Source organism: Pantoea sp. Aalb, assembly GCF_009829985.1.
Taxonomy (GTDB): Bacteria; Pseudomonadota; Gammaproteobacteria; order Enterobacterales; family Enterobacteriaceae; genus SZZU01.
In genome coordinates this window covers 125,778-143,869 of the sequence record NZ_SZZU01000001.1, presented here as the reverse complement: position 1 = coordinate 143,869, position 18,092 = coordinate 125,778, and the positions used below count along the sequence as shown (strand labels likewise).

Sequence of the window (18,092 nt, the reverse complement as noted above, 5' to 3'; positions counted from 1 at the left end):
TACTTTAATATAAAGATAATTAAATTTATATAAAGATAGTTAAATTTATGTATATTATATAAAATTACTTATGATTAAATATTTTTAATAATTAAAATTATTTAAAATAAAAGGAACTTATCTAGTAAATTACATAATCACATTATAATAGTTTGATAGATAATTTGATTATCTACTTAGAAATAAATAAAAACAATTTATTTCAATGAAAATTGAATAGAATTTTTCTTCTATATTATTCATAATAATACAATTAAAAATTCAAATTATTTATAAATATTTTTTATATTAAATTAATAATTTATTTTTTAGTACGTTTATATGTTTATTAATATTCTTTTTTTAAAAATATTTATATTAATTGAAATTAAGAGTTAATATATTTAATATTTATATTTAATTTCAATTAATATAAATATTAAATATATTAACTTTACTGTTGTATTTTATATGTTAAGATTACTAATAGTATTTATTACACATTATTTCAATTATTCAAAACACAGCGAGTTATTTTTTCTTTTTTTAAATTGTTTATTAAATTAAACATTATGTTATCTTTACACAATTATAGTTGTGATGTACTTATAGTAGGCAGTGGAGCTGCTGGTTTATCATTAGCATTACGCTTAGCACCTTACTATCAAATTATTCTTTTGAGCAAAACAAAAATACAAGAGAGTTCTACTCTTTATGCACAAGGTGGAATTGCGGCTGTGTTTGATGAAAATGATAGCATTGATTCTCACATTGAAGATACATTAATTGCTGGTGTAGGTTTATGTAATCGAGATGTAGTTACATTTATTGCTCAAAATGCACGTCACTGTGTACAGTGGTTGATTGATCAAGGAGTAAATTTTGATAAAGAGTTAAAAAGTTGTGGGCAAATAGGATATCATTTAACACGTGAAGGGGGACACAGCCATCGCCGTATTTTACATAGTGCAGATACTACAGGATATACAGTACAAACAACTTTAGTTAATCATGCTTTACATCATTCTAATATTCGTATTATTGAGTATAGTCATGCAATAGATTTAATTCTTTCTAAACAATTAGGTATTTCTGGACATCGTCGAGTAATGGGTGCTTGGATTTGGAACTACACACGTAAACAAATAGAAATATGTTATGCTCGAACGGTAGTACTAGCAACTGGCGGTGCTTCTAAAGTGTATCAATATACTACTAATCCTGATGTAGTATCAGGTGATGGTATAGCTATGGCATGGCGAGCTGGATGTCGTGTAGCAAATTTAGAATTTAATCAATTTCATCCAACTTGTTTATATTATCCTCTTAATACACAACCATTGCTATTAACAGAAGCACTACGAGGAGAAGGAGCATGGCTAGTTCGTCCAGATGGAGTACGCTTTATGGCTGATTTTGATGCACGAGCTGAACTAGCACCCCGTGATATTGTAGCTCGAGCCATACATCACGAAATGAAGCGATTAGAAGTTAATTGTATGTACCTTGATATTAGTCACCAATCAAAAAAATTTATTATCAATCATTTTCCAATACTTTATAAAAAATTACTTAATTTAGGATTAGATTTAACGAAACAACCTATTCCTATTTCACCAGCAGCTCATTATACTTGTGGCGGTGTAATGGTTAATTATCAAGGAAAAACAGATGTAGATAATCTTTACGCAATTGGAGAAGTCAGCTATACTGGATTGCATGGTGCAAATCGCATTGCATCAAATTCATTATTAGAATGCTTAGTTTACAGTTGGTCTGCAGCACACGACATTATTCAACATATTCCTAAAATTGATTATATTAACATTAATCATACATGGAAACATTACAGTGGTAATGTTAATACTAATGAAGATTTATCTATTAATCGTTATTATAATGAAATAAGATTATATATGTGGAGAGACATGGGAGTGATACGCAACACTCAACAATTAGAATTGCTTAGAGATCAAATTATGTCAATACAGGAAAAAATAAATAAATATAATATTAATATTCATTTTTCAAATAAATTACTTGAATTACGTAATTTAACTCAGGTCTCAGAACTAATGGTACGGTGTGCTTTAAAACGCAAGGAAAGTCGTGGATTACACTATACTTCTGATTTTCCTAAAATGATACAGAATTCTAAGCCAACAATTTTAGTACCTCCAAATTATTTAAAATAAATTTTTAAATTTAAAAAAAGATTTATCAAATAAATAGCCATTCTTAAAAAAAATTTATTAATTTAATAGAATATTTCTAATAGAAATGTACATCAATATAATAAGATTATAAATTTTTTTAAATATTATATTTTAATAAAATAATTTTTAATAATTGGACTTTTAATATATTTAAATATTGTTAATTAGAAAAAAATGACTAATAATACATTAACATGGCATGATTTGTTATCTGAAGAAAAGAAAAAATCCTATTTTATTAATATATTAAAAATATTAAAAAAAAACGTTATTCTGGTATTACTATTTATCCCAAGCAAAAAGATGTATTTAATGCTTTTCGTTTAACTGAATTTAATAATCTGAAGGTAGTAATTTTAGGACAAGATCCATATCATGGTCCTAATCAAGCCCATGGTTTAGCATTTTCTGTTTTACCTAATATGGCAATTCCTCCTTCGTTACGTAATATATATAAAGAACTTAAAACAGATATTCCTGGTTTTACTGTTCCTAATCATGGTTTTCTAGAAAGTTGGGCAAAACAAGGAATTTTATTATTGAATACTACATTAACAGTTGAAGCTGGAAAAGCAAATTCACATGCAAATCTTGGTTGGCAAATATTCACTGATAATGTTATAAAAGTTATTAATAAGCATAGTAAAGGAGTAGTTTTTCTTTTATGGGGATTACATTCACAAAAAAAAAGTATTTTGATTGATAATCAACGACATTATGTTTTAAATGCATCCCATCCTTCACCATTTTCTGCAAATCGTGGTTTTTTTGGATGTAAACATTTTTCACAAACAAATTTTTTTCTTCATAAATCTAGAAAAATATTAATTGACTGGCAACTAATATTAACTTAAATAATCACCAGCCGCACGTAAGCGGCGGCAATAAAAAATTTATAATTTAGCTTGTACTACAGTAACCATTGCTGGACGTAATAAACGACTGTTAAGACTATAACCTTTCTGTATTACCATTAATACATGGTTTGGTGCTATATCTGTAGATTCCATCATGGATATTGCTTGATGAAATTCTGGATTAAAAGGTACATTTGTTTCATTAATTACTTCAATACCAAATTTACGCATTGCATCTAACATAGATTTAAGTGTTAATTCAATTCCTTCAATTATAGGAAAAAGAGTTATATTATTTTTATCCGATACTTCTAATGCTCGTTCTAAGCTATCAATTACAGGTAGTAATTCATTAATAAATTTTTCCAAACTAAATTTGTGTGCTTTTTCAATGTCAAGTTCGGCTCTTCGCCGAACATTTTCAATTTCTGCTTGGGCACGTAACTGTATGTCACGAACACTATTTCTAGACTGCGCTAATTCATCTTCCAATCGCATAATGTGTTGATTATTTATAGAATCAAGTATTTCCTTTGTATTTATGTTTTGTTGTACATCTAACATTTTTTCTAAAACTTGTTCATTAACTTGTTCATTAACTTGTTCATTAACTTGTTCATTAACTTGTTCATTAACTTGTTCATTAACTTGTTCATTAACTTGTTCATTAACTTGTTCATTAACTTGTTCATTAACTTGTTCATTAACTTGTTCATTAACTATTTTTTTTTCTTTACTAGTCATGAATTTCTCCGCTTTATTATACATTCACCCCGCTTGTTGGCTATTATGGGGATCACTTTTACGGTTTCAAGTGAATCTTATTACATTGCGTTTTCATTTAGCTTATTGAGGAATATCTATTCCATGAATAAATTTAATTGTATTGGAATAGTTGGGAATCCACGTATCCCAACTACATTAACCCCTTATAAAATTCTTTATCAATGGCTTACAGCAAAAGGTTATAAAGTACTAATTGAAAACCATATTGCACATACACTAAATTTTAAAAATATTCAATCTGTTAGCTTAGCAGATATTGGGAAAGATGCCGATCTTGCCGTAGTAGTTGGTGGTGATGGTAATATGCTTGGTGCAGCTCGTATATTATCGTGTTATGACATTAAAGTGATTGGTATCAATCATGGTAATTTAGGTTTTCTAACTAATTTAGATCAAGAAAATGCTCAACAACAGTTAAATGAAGTATTACATGGACATTATATTATAGAAAAAAGATTTCTTCTAGAGGCTCAGATATGCAAAAAAGAATGTACTCTACGTATTGAGCAAGCTATGAATGAAGTAGTACTGCATCCTGGTAAAGTAGCACATATGATCGAATTTGAAGTTTATATTGATGAAACTTTTGCTTTTTCACAAAGATCAGATGGTCTTATTATTTCAACTCCGACTGGATCTACTGCTTATTCTCTTTCAGCAGGTGGCCCTATTTTAACACCATCTTTGGATGCAATTGTTATTGTACCTATGTTTCCACATACATTATCGGCACGCCCTTTAGTAATAAATAGCAATAGTACTATTCGGTTACGTTTTTCATCATTAGGTAGTGATCTAGAAATTAGTTGTGATAGTCAAATCATATTACCAATAAGAGAAGGAGAAGATGTTTTAATTCGTCGTAGTGCTAATCATCTTAATCTTATATATCCAAAAAATTATAATTATTTTAATACTTTAAGCTCTAAATTAGGCTGGTCAAAAAAAATGTTCTAATAATTAATTTTATTAATAAAAAGTATAAAAAGACTTTACTTTTAATATAAAATAAATAATTTTATATCAGTTATTTTAATGAGATGATTAAAATCTAATTAATATTGAAAAATAATTACATCATTGAATAATGATTTATGTCAAACTATTAAATCTGATATCTAATATATAGAAATAGTAATATTTGTTATTTTTTACTAAAAAATCATTTCTGTATAAACAAGATAAATACAAATTATACAAGGATCTATAAATGTATAGTAAAATGATGACCATCATAACGATAATTATATTTTTATTAACTACTGGATGTTCTAATATTAAAAGTATCGTGTATCATCCTGATATATATCAAGGAAATTATTTAATAGCTAAAGATATAGCAAAAGTCCATATTGGAATGACACAAGAGCAAGTTGCTTACATACTAGGTGCACCAATGATGTATAGTATATTTGGAAATAATACTTGGTATTATATGGTTCGAAAAAAATTAGGCAATCATCCTATAAAACAACAAACATTAACTTTAAATTTTGATATCAACAATAAATTAATAAAAATTAATAACATCTATTTTACTATAGATAACCAATGAATTAAATAGCATGAAATAAAATAAAAAATATTCTATTTAAAAGAATCTTTTTGTTTATTTTTTATATTATTTATTGCTGTGCGCTTAATACGTTGACGTCTTATCTCTTTTGGATCTCTTATTAGAGGACGATAGATTTCCACTCGATCTCCATTTTTTAATAAACTATTTAATTCTACTAATTTATTGAATATACCAACTTTATTTTTATCTAGATCGATCTCTTTATGTAATACAAGAAAGTTTGAAGCTATAATTGCTTCTTTTACCGTTGTACCTATAGGTACATTTAAGTTACATAAATATTGTTTATAGGTCAATGCATATACTATACTTATTTTGATATTAGACATATTAAAAAATCTCTTCAAAAGATTATATTAATGAAATTTATTTAAGTTAGATAGCTTAAAAATTAAAGACATAATTATTAATATAATTTAAAGTAATTAAAAATTAGTTAATACATTAAGTATTATATATTTATTAATAATAAAAAAATTGAATAATATTCAAAATCTTTCATAGTTAAGATTGAATATCTAATTAGATATATATTTTTTGTTTCTAGTATCAATATTAATTTATATAATTATTCAACTTCAATAGAATAACTGATTTTTTTATATATAAATTATTACCATGTATTAAAGTGATATAACTCATGATAAAAAAAAATATCAAAAATAATTGTAATACTATTACTATTAATAAACGTGCACGTCATGAATATTTTATTGAAAAAGAATTTGAAGCTGGTATAGAGTTAAAAGGATGGGAAGTAAAATCATGTAGAGCTGGTAAAGCTAATATTAGTGATAGTTATATTTTTATTTGTAATAACGAAGCTTATCTATTTAACTCTACATTTCAGCCACTTTCATATACTAATTCATATGTAGCATGTGATCCAAGTCGTAATCGTAAATTACTTTTAAATAAATGCGAATTAAATATTCTTAATAAAAAAGTAAATATTAAAGGATATACGATTATAGCATTATCTTTTTATTGGAGTAATGCTTGGGCTAAAATAAAAATAGGAATTGCACGCGGAAAAAAAGAATATGATAAACGTGTTCATATTAAAAATCGTGAATGGAATATAGATAAAGCTCGTTTAATAAAAAAAAATAATATTTAATAAATTTACTTATATTTTTATATGTATTATATTAATTACTGGGGCTGATTTTGGATTCGACGGGATTTACGAAGTCTGAGGTGCATGCCGAGTTGCAGTAGTACTCGTTAAAAAACTGCAAAAAATAGTCGCAAACGACGAAAACTACGCTTTAGCAGCTTAATATCCTGTTTAAAGCCTTCTCTCTCTAGCCTTTGCTCTTAGGAAGGAGATTAAAGAGGAGTCAAACCAAAAGAGATCGCGTATATAACTTACCTGTGGTTAAAACGTTAAAAATAATCAGGCTAGTTTGTTAGTAGAATGTCTATTATCAGCTAACAAACAAATATAGAAAATAGACTAAGCATGTAGTGCTAATGATGTAGAAATTTCGGACGCGGGTTCAACTCCCGCCAGCTCCATTAATTAGTTAAATTTTTTAATATCTAGTTATATCACTAAAAATAGATATATAAAAATTAGAATAAAACATTATTTATATCATTAATTTTAAAATCAAATTTTATGGACAAAATGTTTAAACGTAATTTATTACAATTGCCTGTAGGACATAGTAAATTATTATTACATTCATGTTGTGCCCCTTGCTCAGGGGAAATAATGGAAACTATGTTATTTTCTGGAATTGATTTCACTGTATTTTTTTATAATCCTAATATTCATCCATTAAAAGAATATACATTACGTAAAGAAGAAAATATTAGATTTGCTGAACAATATGCAGTACCATTTTTTGATGCGGATTATGATGTAAATAATTGGTTTAAAAGGACGAAGGGTATGGAAAGCGAACCAGAACGTGGAGTTCGTTGTACTATATGTTTCGATATACGCTTTGAACGTACTGCCCTTTATGCTTATCAACATGGTTTTTCTATTATTACTAGTTCTCTCGGTATATCCCGTTGGAAAGATATGAAACAAATTAATAGCTGTGGTATCCATGCAGTAGCGAATTATTCTAATATGGTATATTGGGAATTTAACTGGCGTAAAAATGGTGGTTCAAAGCGAATGGTTGAAATTAGCAAACGTGAAAAATTTTATCAACAAGAATATTGTGGTTGTATACACTCCTTAAGAGACAGTAATCGTCACCGCATCACTAATGGACGTGAACGTATTAAAATTGGTGTGAAATATTATTAATAAATTTAAATAAATTGATTTTTTATAATATTAACAATATTATAACTTGTAAAATAAATAATACTAATTAAATCCATCTGAATTCAATGTAATTATAGTCAAATTTAAAACAATATTTATTGTATATAATATGGTTATTTAATAAAGACTAAAATTAATTTTCAATAAAATTAAATAAAAGTTAATTACATTTATTTCTCTTTAATTAAAGTTAAAATTATAAGTATTAGTATTAAATATATAAAATTATATGCTTTTTATAATTAAAATGTGCTACTTAGCTAATATTTAACTATCCCTTTAAAATTATGGATTAAATCATTATTTTTATAATCTTCATAAAAATCATATAATATATATATATTAATTCTTCTCTTAAAAAATATAAATAGATATTCTATAGTACTAAATTAAAAACAGTCTAATAGTTAGCAACTATACTTATAGTATTTATATAATTACTTTATGTGATAAGTTGTTAACATAGAATAATAATTAGAAATTAAATTAAGTAATTTAAGTTTTAAAATAAATTACTGTAATCATTTTTTAAAAGAATTAATTAATTAAGGAAAAGTATATATCATAATGATATGTAACTTTATAGATGTTAAATATCAGCAATACCTTACTAGGCCACTTAAATTATTACAGTTATTATCTGATGTAACTACTCTTTATTCTACAGTAGAGTTTCGTGACTCATTACTGGCACAAATCTTCATAAGTAAAAACATATCTGTATATCCACTTTTTATTTAGAAAAAGACGATGAAAATAAAATGATGATACAATCACTCTATACAGTACTGTAGTCTCGTCTAAAACTTTATATTAGTATTTTTATTGACTTACAGCGTGAGCGACGTGGACGTATTGGCATCTCCAATATAGATACTGCAGAATGGTACAATATAATGTAATGGCATTGCAGCAACATCCAAATATTGAAATTCCTATTTATGAAATCTAACTTAATATTCAAGAGACTTTTGGCGTGTTACAGCTTAAAAGAATTATTACTTAAGATACTCTAATATAGAGTATCACTAACTTAAATAATCTCTATTTACACCAATATGATAGATACTGCTATGTTCGCTATAAACTTATCTATAATAAACAATTAACTGATTCTATGTACTAATAGATTTATAAAAATCTTAAAAAATCTAAAGATGGAATTCGTAATCTACGGAAAAAGTTAAGTAATTTGGCTTTCCAGTTCACAAGTAATGTTGATACTAAATATTAGGTATCACACCTCTAGTTAGATTAGAAAAGAATAGTTTAAAAATAAGACAATTTTACATTTAATATTATGTACTGAGCAAAAAATTAAACTTTGTATACCTTATTTTAATTTACCGAAAATTTTAATAAAAAATTTTATTTATCTATTACGTTACGAGTGAAAAATAGAAATAATTTTAGCAAATAAAACAGCTAATGATTTTTATATATTACCTCAATATCCTTTTAAAATTATTGGTATAATACCATATTATTATGAAATAAATTTATTGAAATATTACATTTCTAATAAACAGATTATAATACGTTTATGGAAGTATTATGTATATGATAATAGTTATCATCTAAAATAAATTTTGGTCGATAATAAACGGATGATGCTTACTGGTAATAATTTAAATCCTCGTGCTTGGTTGATTAATTTAGAAAATACAGTTCTTAGTATACGATCCTTTAAAACAATTAACTCAACAGAGAGAAGAAGAACGGATGTTAATTTGTTAATTATACTATAGTAATTAAGCATTTTTATGCAATAGAAAGTATTGCTGATTATACATCAAATGATAAGGGCATTCATTCGTCATTTACGTACTCTTCCTCTTAATCGTTTGATAAAATATTTAATTGAGTATTTATTTTTCTTTATCTTGAATCTATTAACCTTGAAATAATTTAATTATTTAATGATTTTCATCATTACTCTTGATGATTTATTTGTATGTTATAAAAATAATATTTTTTCTTTTGGTAATCATACTATACTTATAATTTAATATACTCATACACCAGTTATAAATTTTATTTTTAATTTATATTAAATTTTTCAATTATACGATAATATAATTTTTTTTTTTTTTTAAAAATAAACTTATGATCAATGTAGATAATCATTAGAGATGATTATCTACATTGATCACTTCTTAACTATAAAAATTTTATTTTTTATGGAATATATTAATGCGTACTACTCAATATTTACTTTCGACTTTAAGAGAAAGTTCATCTGATATAGATACTATCAGTCATCAGCTAATGCTACGAGCAGGTATGATACGTAAAGTGGCTTCTGGTCTATATACTTGGTTACCTACAGGTATACGTGTCTTGCAAAAGATTAAACATATTATATGTCAAGAGATGCAAAATGTTGGAGCAATTGAAATAGCTATGCCACTAATTCAGCCTGCTAGTTTATGGAAAGAAAGTGGTCGTTGGAAAGACTATGGTTCAGAATTATTACGTATTAAAGATCGCCATAATCGTTTATTTGTTTTTAGTCCAACACATGAAGAATTAATTACTGATTTAATTCGAAATGAAATTTGCTCTTATAAACAATTGCCTATTAATTTATATCAAATACATACTAAATTTAGAGATGAAATTAGACCCAGATTTGGCGTAATGCGTTCACGTGAATTTATTATGAAAGATGCATATTCATTTCATGCTTCCAAAGAATCCTTACAGGATACTTATAATGCAATGTACAATGCTTATAGTCAAATATTCGATCGTATAGGTTTGAATGTTCGGATAGTGCAAGCTGCTACTGGTGCGATTGGAGGAAATATATCGCATGAATTTCATGTATTAGCACAAAGCGGTGAAGACGAGATAATTTTTTCTAATGAATCAAATTATGCATCTAACATCGAAAAAGCTGAAGCATTATCTCCTCACGGTCAGCGACCAAAACCTATGCAGAAAATGGTACAATTCGAAACTCCTAATGTTAAATCAATAAATGATCTAGTTAATCAATATAAAATACCAATTGAAAAAACTATTAAAACATTATTAGTTAAAGCTACTGAAGATAGTGGTCATATACTAGTAGCATTACTATTAAGAGGTGATCATCAACTAAATTTAGTGAAAGCTGAAACATTAGATATTGTAGCTTCTCCCATTGAAATGGCCACTCAAGATCTCATCTTTAAAATATTAAATGTACATGTAGGATCTTTAGGGCCAGTAGGTCTTACTATACCATTAATAGCTGATCGTACAGTAGCAAAAATTAGTGATTTCTGTGCTGGTGCTAACATTGATGGTAAACACCTGAAAGGAATTAACTGGGGACGTGATCTTCCAGAACCACGTATAGAAGATATTAGAAATGTAGTAGCAGGTGATCCTAGTCCAGACGGTAAAGGTATTTTATATATCAAACGTGGAATAGAAGTAGGTCATATTTTCCAACTTGGTACTAAATACTCTGCATCTATGAAAGCTATTGTTCAAGGGCAAAATAAGAATAACCAAATAATAATGAATATGGGTTGTTATGGTATTGGTATAACACGCATAGTAGCTGCAGTAATTGAGCAAAATCATGATAATCAAGGTATTATTTGGCCAATAACCATAGCGCCATTTGCAGTTGCTATTCTACCTATTAATATGTATAAATCCTTCAAAGTAAGACAAATGGCAGAGATGTTATATAAAAAACTTAAGTCTAAAGGCATCGAAGTGATTTTAGATGACCGTAAAGAACATTTAGGAGTAATGTTAACTGATATGGAATTAATTGGAATTCCACATATGATAATGATTAGCGATCGTAATCTTAATAGTAAAGAAATTGAATATAAATCTCGTTCTTCAAATAAGAAACAAATGATCAAACAAGAATATATTATTGATTTTTTACTGAATTTTTTTTATCAGAAATAAGTATATCAATAAATGTTTTAAAGTAACTTTTTACATATAAAATTAATCCATAATAAATCTATATCTAGAATAAATTATAATAACGTAGAATATCATATAATGATTATTGCTAAATAAAAAAATATTTTTACTTTAAAAGTAGAAGATTCTATTAAAAATAAAAATATATTCTTTATTAAAGTAAATAATTATTAATTATTTATTTAAAATTGATTAATTTATTATTTAATCCACATTACTTGCCATCCTTTTTCATTATTGGCAGCACCTTCACGAGTAGTAAATAATCCTGGAGCATCTATTAGTGTTTGATTATAGTAAATTAAAGGAATACGATTACGTTGCCATGGAGGTATACCTAATTCTTGCCAAAGTTTTTTAATTTTTCTTCCACCTATACGGTTTAATAAATGATAATAGCCATGCGCTTCAAAACGAATAATAATTTGTTCGTTTTGTTTTGGTTCACGAAGTCGCGAGATCTCTCTATTTGCTTTTAAATAACCTAAATTTTGAGGTAATTGTAAAGAATAATTACGATTTCCCCATATTAATGTATTGTGAGTTATGGATGGTGACACAGGTAACCAATAAAGTTTATTTCTATAACGACGTATTTCTGATTGATCAAAACGTAAACACGGACATGCATCTTTTCTACTATTCATCACTTCATAAGTAATGTGTTTTAACTTGGCACGAGATGGCATATTTCCTCCATGTATTGCAATCCATCGACGTAATAAAGAATTACGATAAATTTCGTTGATGGATAATAAAGGAGGGAAAAATAATGCTCCTTGATCGTCTATTAACGTTTTTAATTTTTTAGCTAATAGTTGACTTAATAGATTTTCTTGTTCAGCACAAAGAGCTGCACTGCGAGCAACAGCAGTACTAAAACATGGCCAACGCATTTTTAATAAAGGCAAAATATAACTACGTAAAAAGTTACGATCGTAACGAGTATCTGAATTACTTATATCTTCTATCCAGGATAATTTATGTTCAGTTGCATAAATTTCTAATTGATATCGACTCACATTTAATAGTGGACGTAGATGAAGATGTCCATTTACCCATCGTTGTTGCGGCATCGATGATAGACCAGCTGGTCCGCTACCACGTTTTAGAGCAAGTAATAAAGTTTCACATTGATCATCAAGATGTTGCGCAGTAAGTAAACATTCTCCAGGGTTTAATTTTTTAAATAGTGCTTGATATCTAGCATCACGGGCAGATGCTTCAATACCTTTAATATTCTTATCAATTTTTATATATAAAATATCACAAGGTATTTTCCACTGATTACAAATTAATTGGCAGTGTAATGCCCAATTATCAGCATCTGGGCTTAAACCATGATGAACATGTAATGCACGTAATTGCTGATTATAACAAATAAGCTGATGTAGTAAAACAGTAGAATCAAGTCCACCACTAAAAGCTAATACGTAATGCTTATTAGGATTCAGTAGTATATTAAGTTCAGAAAAAAGCATAAATATCATTATCCTTAACTTAAGATGTAACTTTTAATTTTTAATGCTTAATGCTTAATGCTTAATGCTTAATAATCAATATAATTAATATAGTAACATATATAAGTTAATTAATTTTATTTTTGCTTTATTTATAAAATAATTGATATTAATACTAATTAACAATATTTTTTTATTTTTAATTGAAAATATGATTTTTAATTTTCAGACTTCAAATCTGAATTAAATAATTTATTTTAAAGTAAAAAATTCAGTTAAGGTATAATATTTAAATATTAATTAAAAAATATTTTTAAAAAGAATTTATTTGAAAAATAATCCTTAAGCATTATTGTGTATGATACTGAAAATTGAGATATAGGAAATAATATAATTATTATATCAGAATTTTTTTAAATATTCATTTAAAAAAATGATATTATGTTTTTTAACACATTGATTATAAATTAATTAATAAAAATAGTATATATATTTATAATAGTGATCATGAAATATTTTTCAAGTACAACCATAGGTCATGAGTCGTTGATAACGACGATCTAGTAGTTGTTGAGTGCTTAATAAATCTAAATCTGCTAAATCTTTTAAAAGATGTTTTTTTAATATATTAGCCATTTTAATTGGATGACGATGTGCTCCACCTAAAGGTTCTGGAATTATGGAATCAATTAATTGTAATCTTTTTAAACGATCAGCAGTAATGCCCATGGCTTTTGCTGCCAAAGGTGCTTTATCAACATTTTTCCATAAGATAGAAGCACAACCTTCAGGTGAAATAACAGAATAAGTACTATATTGTAACATATTTACTTTATCACCTACTCCAATTGCTAATGCTCCTCCAGAACCGCCTTCACCAATCACAGTACAAATTATTGGAATTTTTAAACTTGACATTTCACGTAAATTATGTGCAATAGCTTCTGATTGACCACGTTCTTCTGCACCGACACCAGGATAAGCACCTGGAGTATCTATAAAAGTTATAAGAGGAATTTTAAAATGATTAGCCATTTTCATCAAACGTAATGCCTTACGATAACCTTCTGGTGCTGGCATACCAAAATTACGTCTAATTTTTTCTTTAATTTCACGACCTTTTTGATGTCCAATAATTATTACTGGACGACCATTAAGACGTGCAATGCCACCAACTATTGCTTTATCGTCTGCATAAACACGATCTCCAGCTAACTCATCAAAATCAATAAAGGCATTATTTATATAATCTAAAGTATAAGGACGTAATGGATGTCGTGCAAGTTGAGCAATTTGCCAAGCATCTAAATCTGAAAAAATTTTACGAATCAAGTCATTTTTTTTTTCACGTAGACGTTGAACTTCTTCATCTAAATTAATACTATATTTATCATTTTGTCGGTTAATTGATTTCAGTGAATCAATTTTTGCTTCTAATTTTACAATTGGCTGTTCAAAATCTAAATAATTAAAACTCATAATATTCCTATTTTAATCAAACTTTAATTCTACTTGATCTACTCCTACTAAAGATCTTAAATCATTTAATAAATGATCAGTAGGAGAAATTAGCCACTCTGAACCGAAACGTAGCTTTGCTCGTGCATCATCTTTTTGATAATAAAAATATATTGGAATATTTCCAGAACGATGAGATCGTAAAAACTTACGGAGGTTATGTAAAAGTTTATTATTTATTTGTTTCTCTGTTAATGAAATTACAACTCCTCGGACATGTTTTTCTCGAACGTCATTAATATCCATAACTTTAGTAGCTGTCATTTTAAGAGTACCTTTACTAAAATCATTAAAATTAACTTGTCCACTAACTATTAAAATTCTATCTCTTTGAAGTAGTTGATGATACTTTTCTAAAATTTTGGTAAATAGGATTACTTCTAATCGACCAGAGCGATCATCAATTGTACAAATACCAATTTTATTACCGCGCTTAGTAACTATTGTACGAGCTTCGACTACTAAACCAGCTGCTACTGTTAATTTACCACGGCCTGTAGGATGAATATCTCTTAAACGTATGTTACCGACATATCGTTTAATTTCGTTTAAATATTGATTAATAGGATGACCAGTAAGATATAAACCAAGAGTTTCACGTTCACCATCAAGCTTTACTTTTTCTGCCCATGGTTTAATTTTAGTAAAATATTTTTCTATTTGCTCTGGTTTTTTAACTAATACACCAAACATATCTTTTTGGCCAATAGCTTCATCTTTAGAATGCTGTTCAGCTGTCTTTATGGCATCATCTAATACATGTATCAAAGCAGCACGATGTAGACCTACACTATCAAATGTTCCAGATATAATTAATTTTTCCAATATATGACGGTTAATTTTTTTAGTACTTATACGTGTACAAAAATCAAAAATTCCTTTAAAACTACCGTGTTTATTACGTGAATCAATAATTGCTTCTATTGGAGCTTCACCTACACCTTTAATTGCTCCCATTCCATATAAAATATTTCCATCACTATTGACATGAAACGCATAAAAGCTAGAATTTATATCAGGTGGTAATACCTTTAACCCTATACGCCAACATTCTTCTACTAAACCAATTATTTTATCATGATTATCCATATCGGCAGTCATTACAGCTGCCATGAATTCAGCTGGATAATGTGCTTTTAGCCATAATGTTTGATATGAAACTAAAGCATAAGCAGCTGAATGTGATTTATTAAATCCATACCCAGCAAATTTTTCTACCAAATCAAAAATTTTCATCGATAGGGTTCCGTTAATACCCATTTTTTCTGCGCCTTCTCGAAATACTGAGCGTTGCTTAGCCATTTCTTCAGGTCTCTTTTTACCCATTGCTCGACGCAGTATATCTGCCTTACCTAGAGTATAACCTGAAAGTACTTGTGCAATTTGCATTACTTGTTCTTGATATAAAATTATACCATATGTATGTTCTAATACTGGTTTTAAACTTTTATGCTGCCATTGACTATCAGGGTAGAATATTTTTTCTTTTCCATGCTTACGATTAATAAAATTATCGACCATACCTGATTGTAGTGGACCTGGACGAAATAATGCTACTAATGCAATCATATCTTCAAAACAATCAGGTTTTAATCGTTTAATTAGATCTTTCATACCACGTGATTCAAGTTGAAATATTGCCGTTGTCTCCGCTCGTTGCAACATATCAAAACTTTTTTTATCATTTAGAGGGATAGTAGAAATATTAATTGGTTCTAACTTGTGCTTTATGCGATTTAAATTAATAATTTTTAATGCCCAATCAATAATTGTTAGAGTACGTAATCCAAGAAAATCAAATTTTACTAATCCCGCATGTTCAACATCATTTTTATCAAACTGTGTAACTTGATTATTACCACTTTCATCACAATACAAAGGAGCAAAATTAGTAATTCTAGTAGGTGCAATTACTACTCCTCCAGCATGTTTGCCAGCATTACGTGTGACTCCTTCTAACTTACGTGCCATATCTATAAGAGATTTAACCTCTTCATCTGATTGATATATTTCTAATAGCTGTGGTTCGACAATAAGCGCCTTTTCTAGTGTTATACCAGGATCATGAGGAATTAATTTTGAAATACGGTCTACAAAACCATAAAGATGACCAAGTACACGTCCTACATCACGAATTACTGCCTTTGCTGCCATAGTACCAAAAGTAATAATTTGCGAAACTGATTCACGTCCATACATTTCTGAAACATGGTCTATCACTTGATCACGTTTTTCCATACAAAAGTCAATATCGAAATCCGGCATTGATATACGCTCTGAATTAAGAAAACGTTCAAAAAGCAAATCAAATTCTAGAGGATCAATATCAGTAATTTGTAATACATAAGCGACTAAAGATCCTGCACCAGAACCACGACCTGGACCAACTGGGATACCTTTATCTTTTGACCACTGAATAAATTCCATAACAATTAGAAAATAACTAGGAAATCCCATTTGATTAATAACGTTTAATTCCATTTTTAGACGTTTTTCATATTCTATTTTCTTTTGTTCTCGTAATTTGTCATTCTTAAAAAGAAATTTTAGTCGTTTTTCTAAGCCTTCATATGACTTCATGATAAGGAAATGTTCAGTCGTCATTTTACCAGTTGGAAAATGCGGTAGAAAATATTCTCCAAGATGCATCGTAACATTACAACGTTTAGCAATTTCTACACTATTTTTTAATGCTTCAGGAATATCAGAAAACACTTTGCACATTTCATCTTCACTGCGCATATATTGAAGAGGACTATAATCACGAGGACGTTTCGGATCGTTTAACATATATCCATTATGAATAGCGACACGAATTTCATGTACATCAAAATCATCTTGATTAAGAAAACAAACTTCATTTGTTGCAACTACTGGTAAATTTTCAGTAATTACTAATTCTACTGCTGCATGTAAGTAAGTTTCCTCATCGGAACGACCAGTTCGTATTAATTCAAGATAATAATTATTAGCAAAATATTTCTGATAAAAACTAAGACATTGAAGAGCTAGTATACGATTTTTTTTTAGTAAACTCCGACCAACATCACCTCGACGCCCACCAGATAAAAGAATTAATCCTTCACCTAAATCAATTAACCAATTACGATCAATAACTGGTCCAATAATATTATTATAACCACGTTGATAAGCACGAGAAATTAGTAATGTTAGATTTTGATAGCCCGTATTGTTTGTAGCAAGAATGGTAAGTTTTGTAATCTCTTTCATTAAATCACTAGTAACATTGAAATCAGCACCAATAATAGGTTTAATACCTGCTTTATGTGCTATACTATAAAATCTTACTAAGCCAAATAAGTTCATGAAATCAGTAATAGCAATCGCTGGCATGTTCAGATCTACTGATTTTTTAATTAGTGATTCAATTTTTGATAATCCATCAATTATAGAATAATCACTATGGGTACGTAAGTGTATAAAATGAGGTTCAGCCATATTAATGGT

General features: G+C 27.8%; 12 protein-coding genes, 1 other RNA gene and 1 pseudogene. 9 read left to right on the top strand and 5 right to left on the bottom strand.

Annotation, left to right across the window (positions count from 1 at the left end; genetic code table 11):
* The first annotated feature begins 551 nt into the window (after positions 1–551).
* Both nadB and ung read left to right on the top strand, forming a co-directional pair.
* Positions 552–2,174 carry an L-aspartate oxidase gene (gene nadB, locus FD728_RS00535; RefSeq protein WP_159933753.1) on the top strand — a complete coding sequence of 541 codons (1,623 nt, stop codon included), beginning with the start codon at positions 552–554 and terminating at the stop codon, positions 2,172–2,174.
* Positions 2,175–2,369: 195 nt separating this feature from the next.
* Positions 2,370–3,049 (top strand): annotated as a pseudogene (ung, locus tag FD728_RS00530) (uracil-DNA glycosylase).
* A gap of 39 nt (positions 3,050–3,088) precedes the next feature.
* Here ung and grpE read toward each other — a convergent pair.
* Positions 3,089–3,796: a nucleotide exchange factor GrpE gene (grpE, locus tag FD728_RS00525; RefSeq protein ID WP_159933751.1), complete on the bottom strand. Its 708-nt coding sequence runs from the start codon at positions 3,794–3,796 to the stop codon at positions 3,089–3,091.
* Between the two features lie 123 nt (positions 3,797–3,919).
* On the opposite strand from grpE, the gene nadK reads away from it, so the two are divergent.
* A complete protein-coding gene (nadK, locus tag FD728_RS00520) occupies positions 3,920–4,795 on the top strand; it encodes an NAD(+) kinase (RefSeq protein WP_159933749.1) in 876 nt (291 codons plus the stop codon).
* Positions 4,796–5,048: 253 nt separating this feature from the next.
* A complete protein-coding gene (bamE, locus tag FD728_RS00515; RefSeq protein ID WP_159933747.1) occupies positions 5,049–5,393 on the top strand; it encodes an outer membrane protein assembly factor BamE in 345 nt (114 codons plus the stop codon).
* 32 nt (positions 5,394–5,425) lie between these two features.
* Here the strand turns inward: bamE and FD728_RS00510 are convergent, their stop codons facing one another.
* Positions 5,426–5,746 (bottom strand): RnfH family protein, encoded by a 321-nt coding sequence (locus FD728_RS00510; protein ID WP_159933745.1) that lies wholly within the window; start codon positions 5,744–5,746, stop codon positions 5,426–5,428.
* Between the two features lie 311 nt (positions 5,747–6,057).
* Here FD728_RS00510 and smpB point away from each other — a divergent pair, with 311 nt between their 5' ends.
* From smpB to FD728_RS00485, 5 genes are all read left to right on the top strand, one after another.
* Positions 6,058–6,537, top strand: a complete 480-nt coding sequence (gene smpB, locus FD728_RS00505; RefSeq protein ID WP_159933743.1) for an SsrA-binding protein SmpB — start codon at positions 6,058–6,060, stop codon at positions 6,535–6,537.
* 40 nt (positions 6,538–6,577) lie between these two features.
* Positions 6,578–6,941: a transfer-messenger RNA gene (gene ssrA / locus FD728_RS00500) on the top strand.
* Between the two features lie 109 nt (positions 6,942–7,050).
* Entirely contained in the window at positions 7,051–7,686 is a 636-nt protein-coding gene (locus tag FD728_RS00495) for an epoxyqueuosine reductase QueH (RefSeq protein ID WP_370516238.1), read from the top strand.
* A 588-nt stretch (positions 7,687–8,274) separates the two neighbouring features.
* Entirely contained in the window at positions 8,275–8,448 is a 174-nt protein-coding gene (locus FD728_RS04725) for a hypothetical protein (RefSeq protein ID WP_236261810.1), read from the top strand.
* 1,452 nt (positions 8,449–9,900) lie between these two features.
* Positions 9,901–11,625, top strand: a complete 1,725-nt coding sequence (locus tag FD728_RS00485; RefSeq protein WP_159933739.1) for a proline--tRNA ligase — start codon at positions 9,901–9,903, stop codon at positions 11,623–11,625.
* Positions 11,626–11,846: 221 nt separating this feature from the next.
* Here the strand turns inward: FD728_RS00485 and tilS are convergent, their stop codons facing one another.
* From tilS to dnaE, 3 genes are all read right to left on the bottom strand, one after another.
* On the bottom strand, positions 11,847–13,127 hold the full coding sequence (gene tilS, locus FD728_RS00480; protein ID WP_159933737.1) for a tRNA lysidine(34) synthetase TilS: 1,281 nt from the start codon (positions 13,125–13,127) through the stop codon (positions 11,847–11,849).
* 498 nt (positions 13,128–13,625) lie between these two features.
* Complete coding sequence (gene accA, locus FD728_RS00475; RefSeq protein WP_159933735.1) at positions 13,626–14,585, bottom strand: acetyl-CoA carboxylase carboxyl transferase subunit alpha; 960 nt, start codon at positions 14,583–14,585, stop codon at positions 13,626–13,628.
* 12 nt (positions 14,586–14,597) lie between these two features.
* Positions 14,598–18,083, bottom strand: a complete 3,486-nt coding sequence (dnaE, locus tag FD728_RS00470; protein ID WP_159933733.1) for a DNA polymerase III subunit alpha — start codon at positions 18,081–18,083, stop codon at positions 14,598–14,600.
* Between the last annotated feature and the right edge of the window lie 9 nt (positions 18,084–18,092).

What these genes read in the sequence shown, in the direction of transcription:
- tilS (WP_159933737.1), bottom strand. Translation starts at nt 13,127, where the DNA reads ATGCTTTTTTCTGAACTTAATATACTACTGAATCCTAATAAGCATTAC.
- smpB (WP_159933743.1), top strand. Translation starts at nt 6,058, where the DNA reads ATGATAAAAAAAAATATCAAAAATAATTGTAATACTATTACTATTAAT.
- grpE (WP_159933751.1), bottom strand. Translation starts at nt 3,796, where the DNA reads ATGACTAGTAAAGAAAAAAAAATAGTTAATGAACAAGTTAATGAACAA.
- accA (WP_159933735.1), bottom strand. Translation starts at nt 14,585, where the DNA reads ATGAGTTTTAATTATTTAGATTTTGAACAGCCAATTGTAAAATTAGAA.
- nadK (WP_159933749.1), top strand. Translation starts at nt 3,920, where the DNA reads ATGAATAAATTTAATTGTATTGGAATAGTTGGGAATCCACGTATCCCA.
- bamE (WP_159933747.1), top strand. Translation starts at nt 5,049, where the DNA reads ATGTATAGTAAAATGATGACCATCATAACGATAATTATATTTTTATTA.
- FD728_RS00485 (WP_159933739.1), top strand. Translation starts at nt 9,901, where the DNA reads ATGCGTACTACTCAATATTTACTTTCGACTTTAAGAGAAAGTTCATCT.
- FD728_RS00495 (WP_370516238.1), top strand. Translation starts at nt 7,051, where the DNA reads ATGTTTAAACGTAATTTATTACAATTGCCTGTAGGACATAGTAAATTA.
- nadB (WP_159933753.1), top strand. Translation starts at nt 552, where the DNA reads ATGTTATCTTTACACAATTATAGTTGTGATGTACTTATAGTAGGCAGT.
- dnaE (WP_159933733.1), bottom strand. Translation starts at nt 18,083, where the DNA reads ATGGCTGAACCTCATTTTATACACTTACGTACCCATAGTGATTATTCT.
- FD728_RS00510 (WP_159933745.1), bottom strand. Translation starts at nt 5,746, where the DNA reads ATGTCTAATATCAAAATAAGTATAGTATATGCATTGACCTATAAACAA.
- FD728_RS04725 (WP_236261810.1), top strand. Translation starts at nt 8,275, where the DNA reads ATGATATGTAACTTTATAGATGTTAAATATCAGCAATACCTTACTAGG.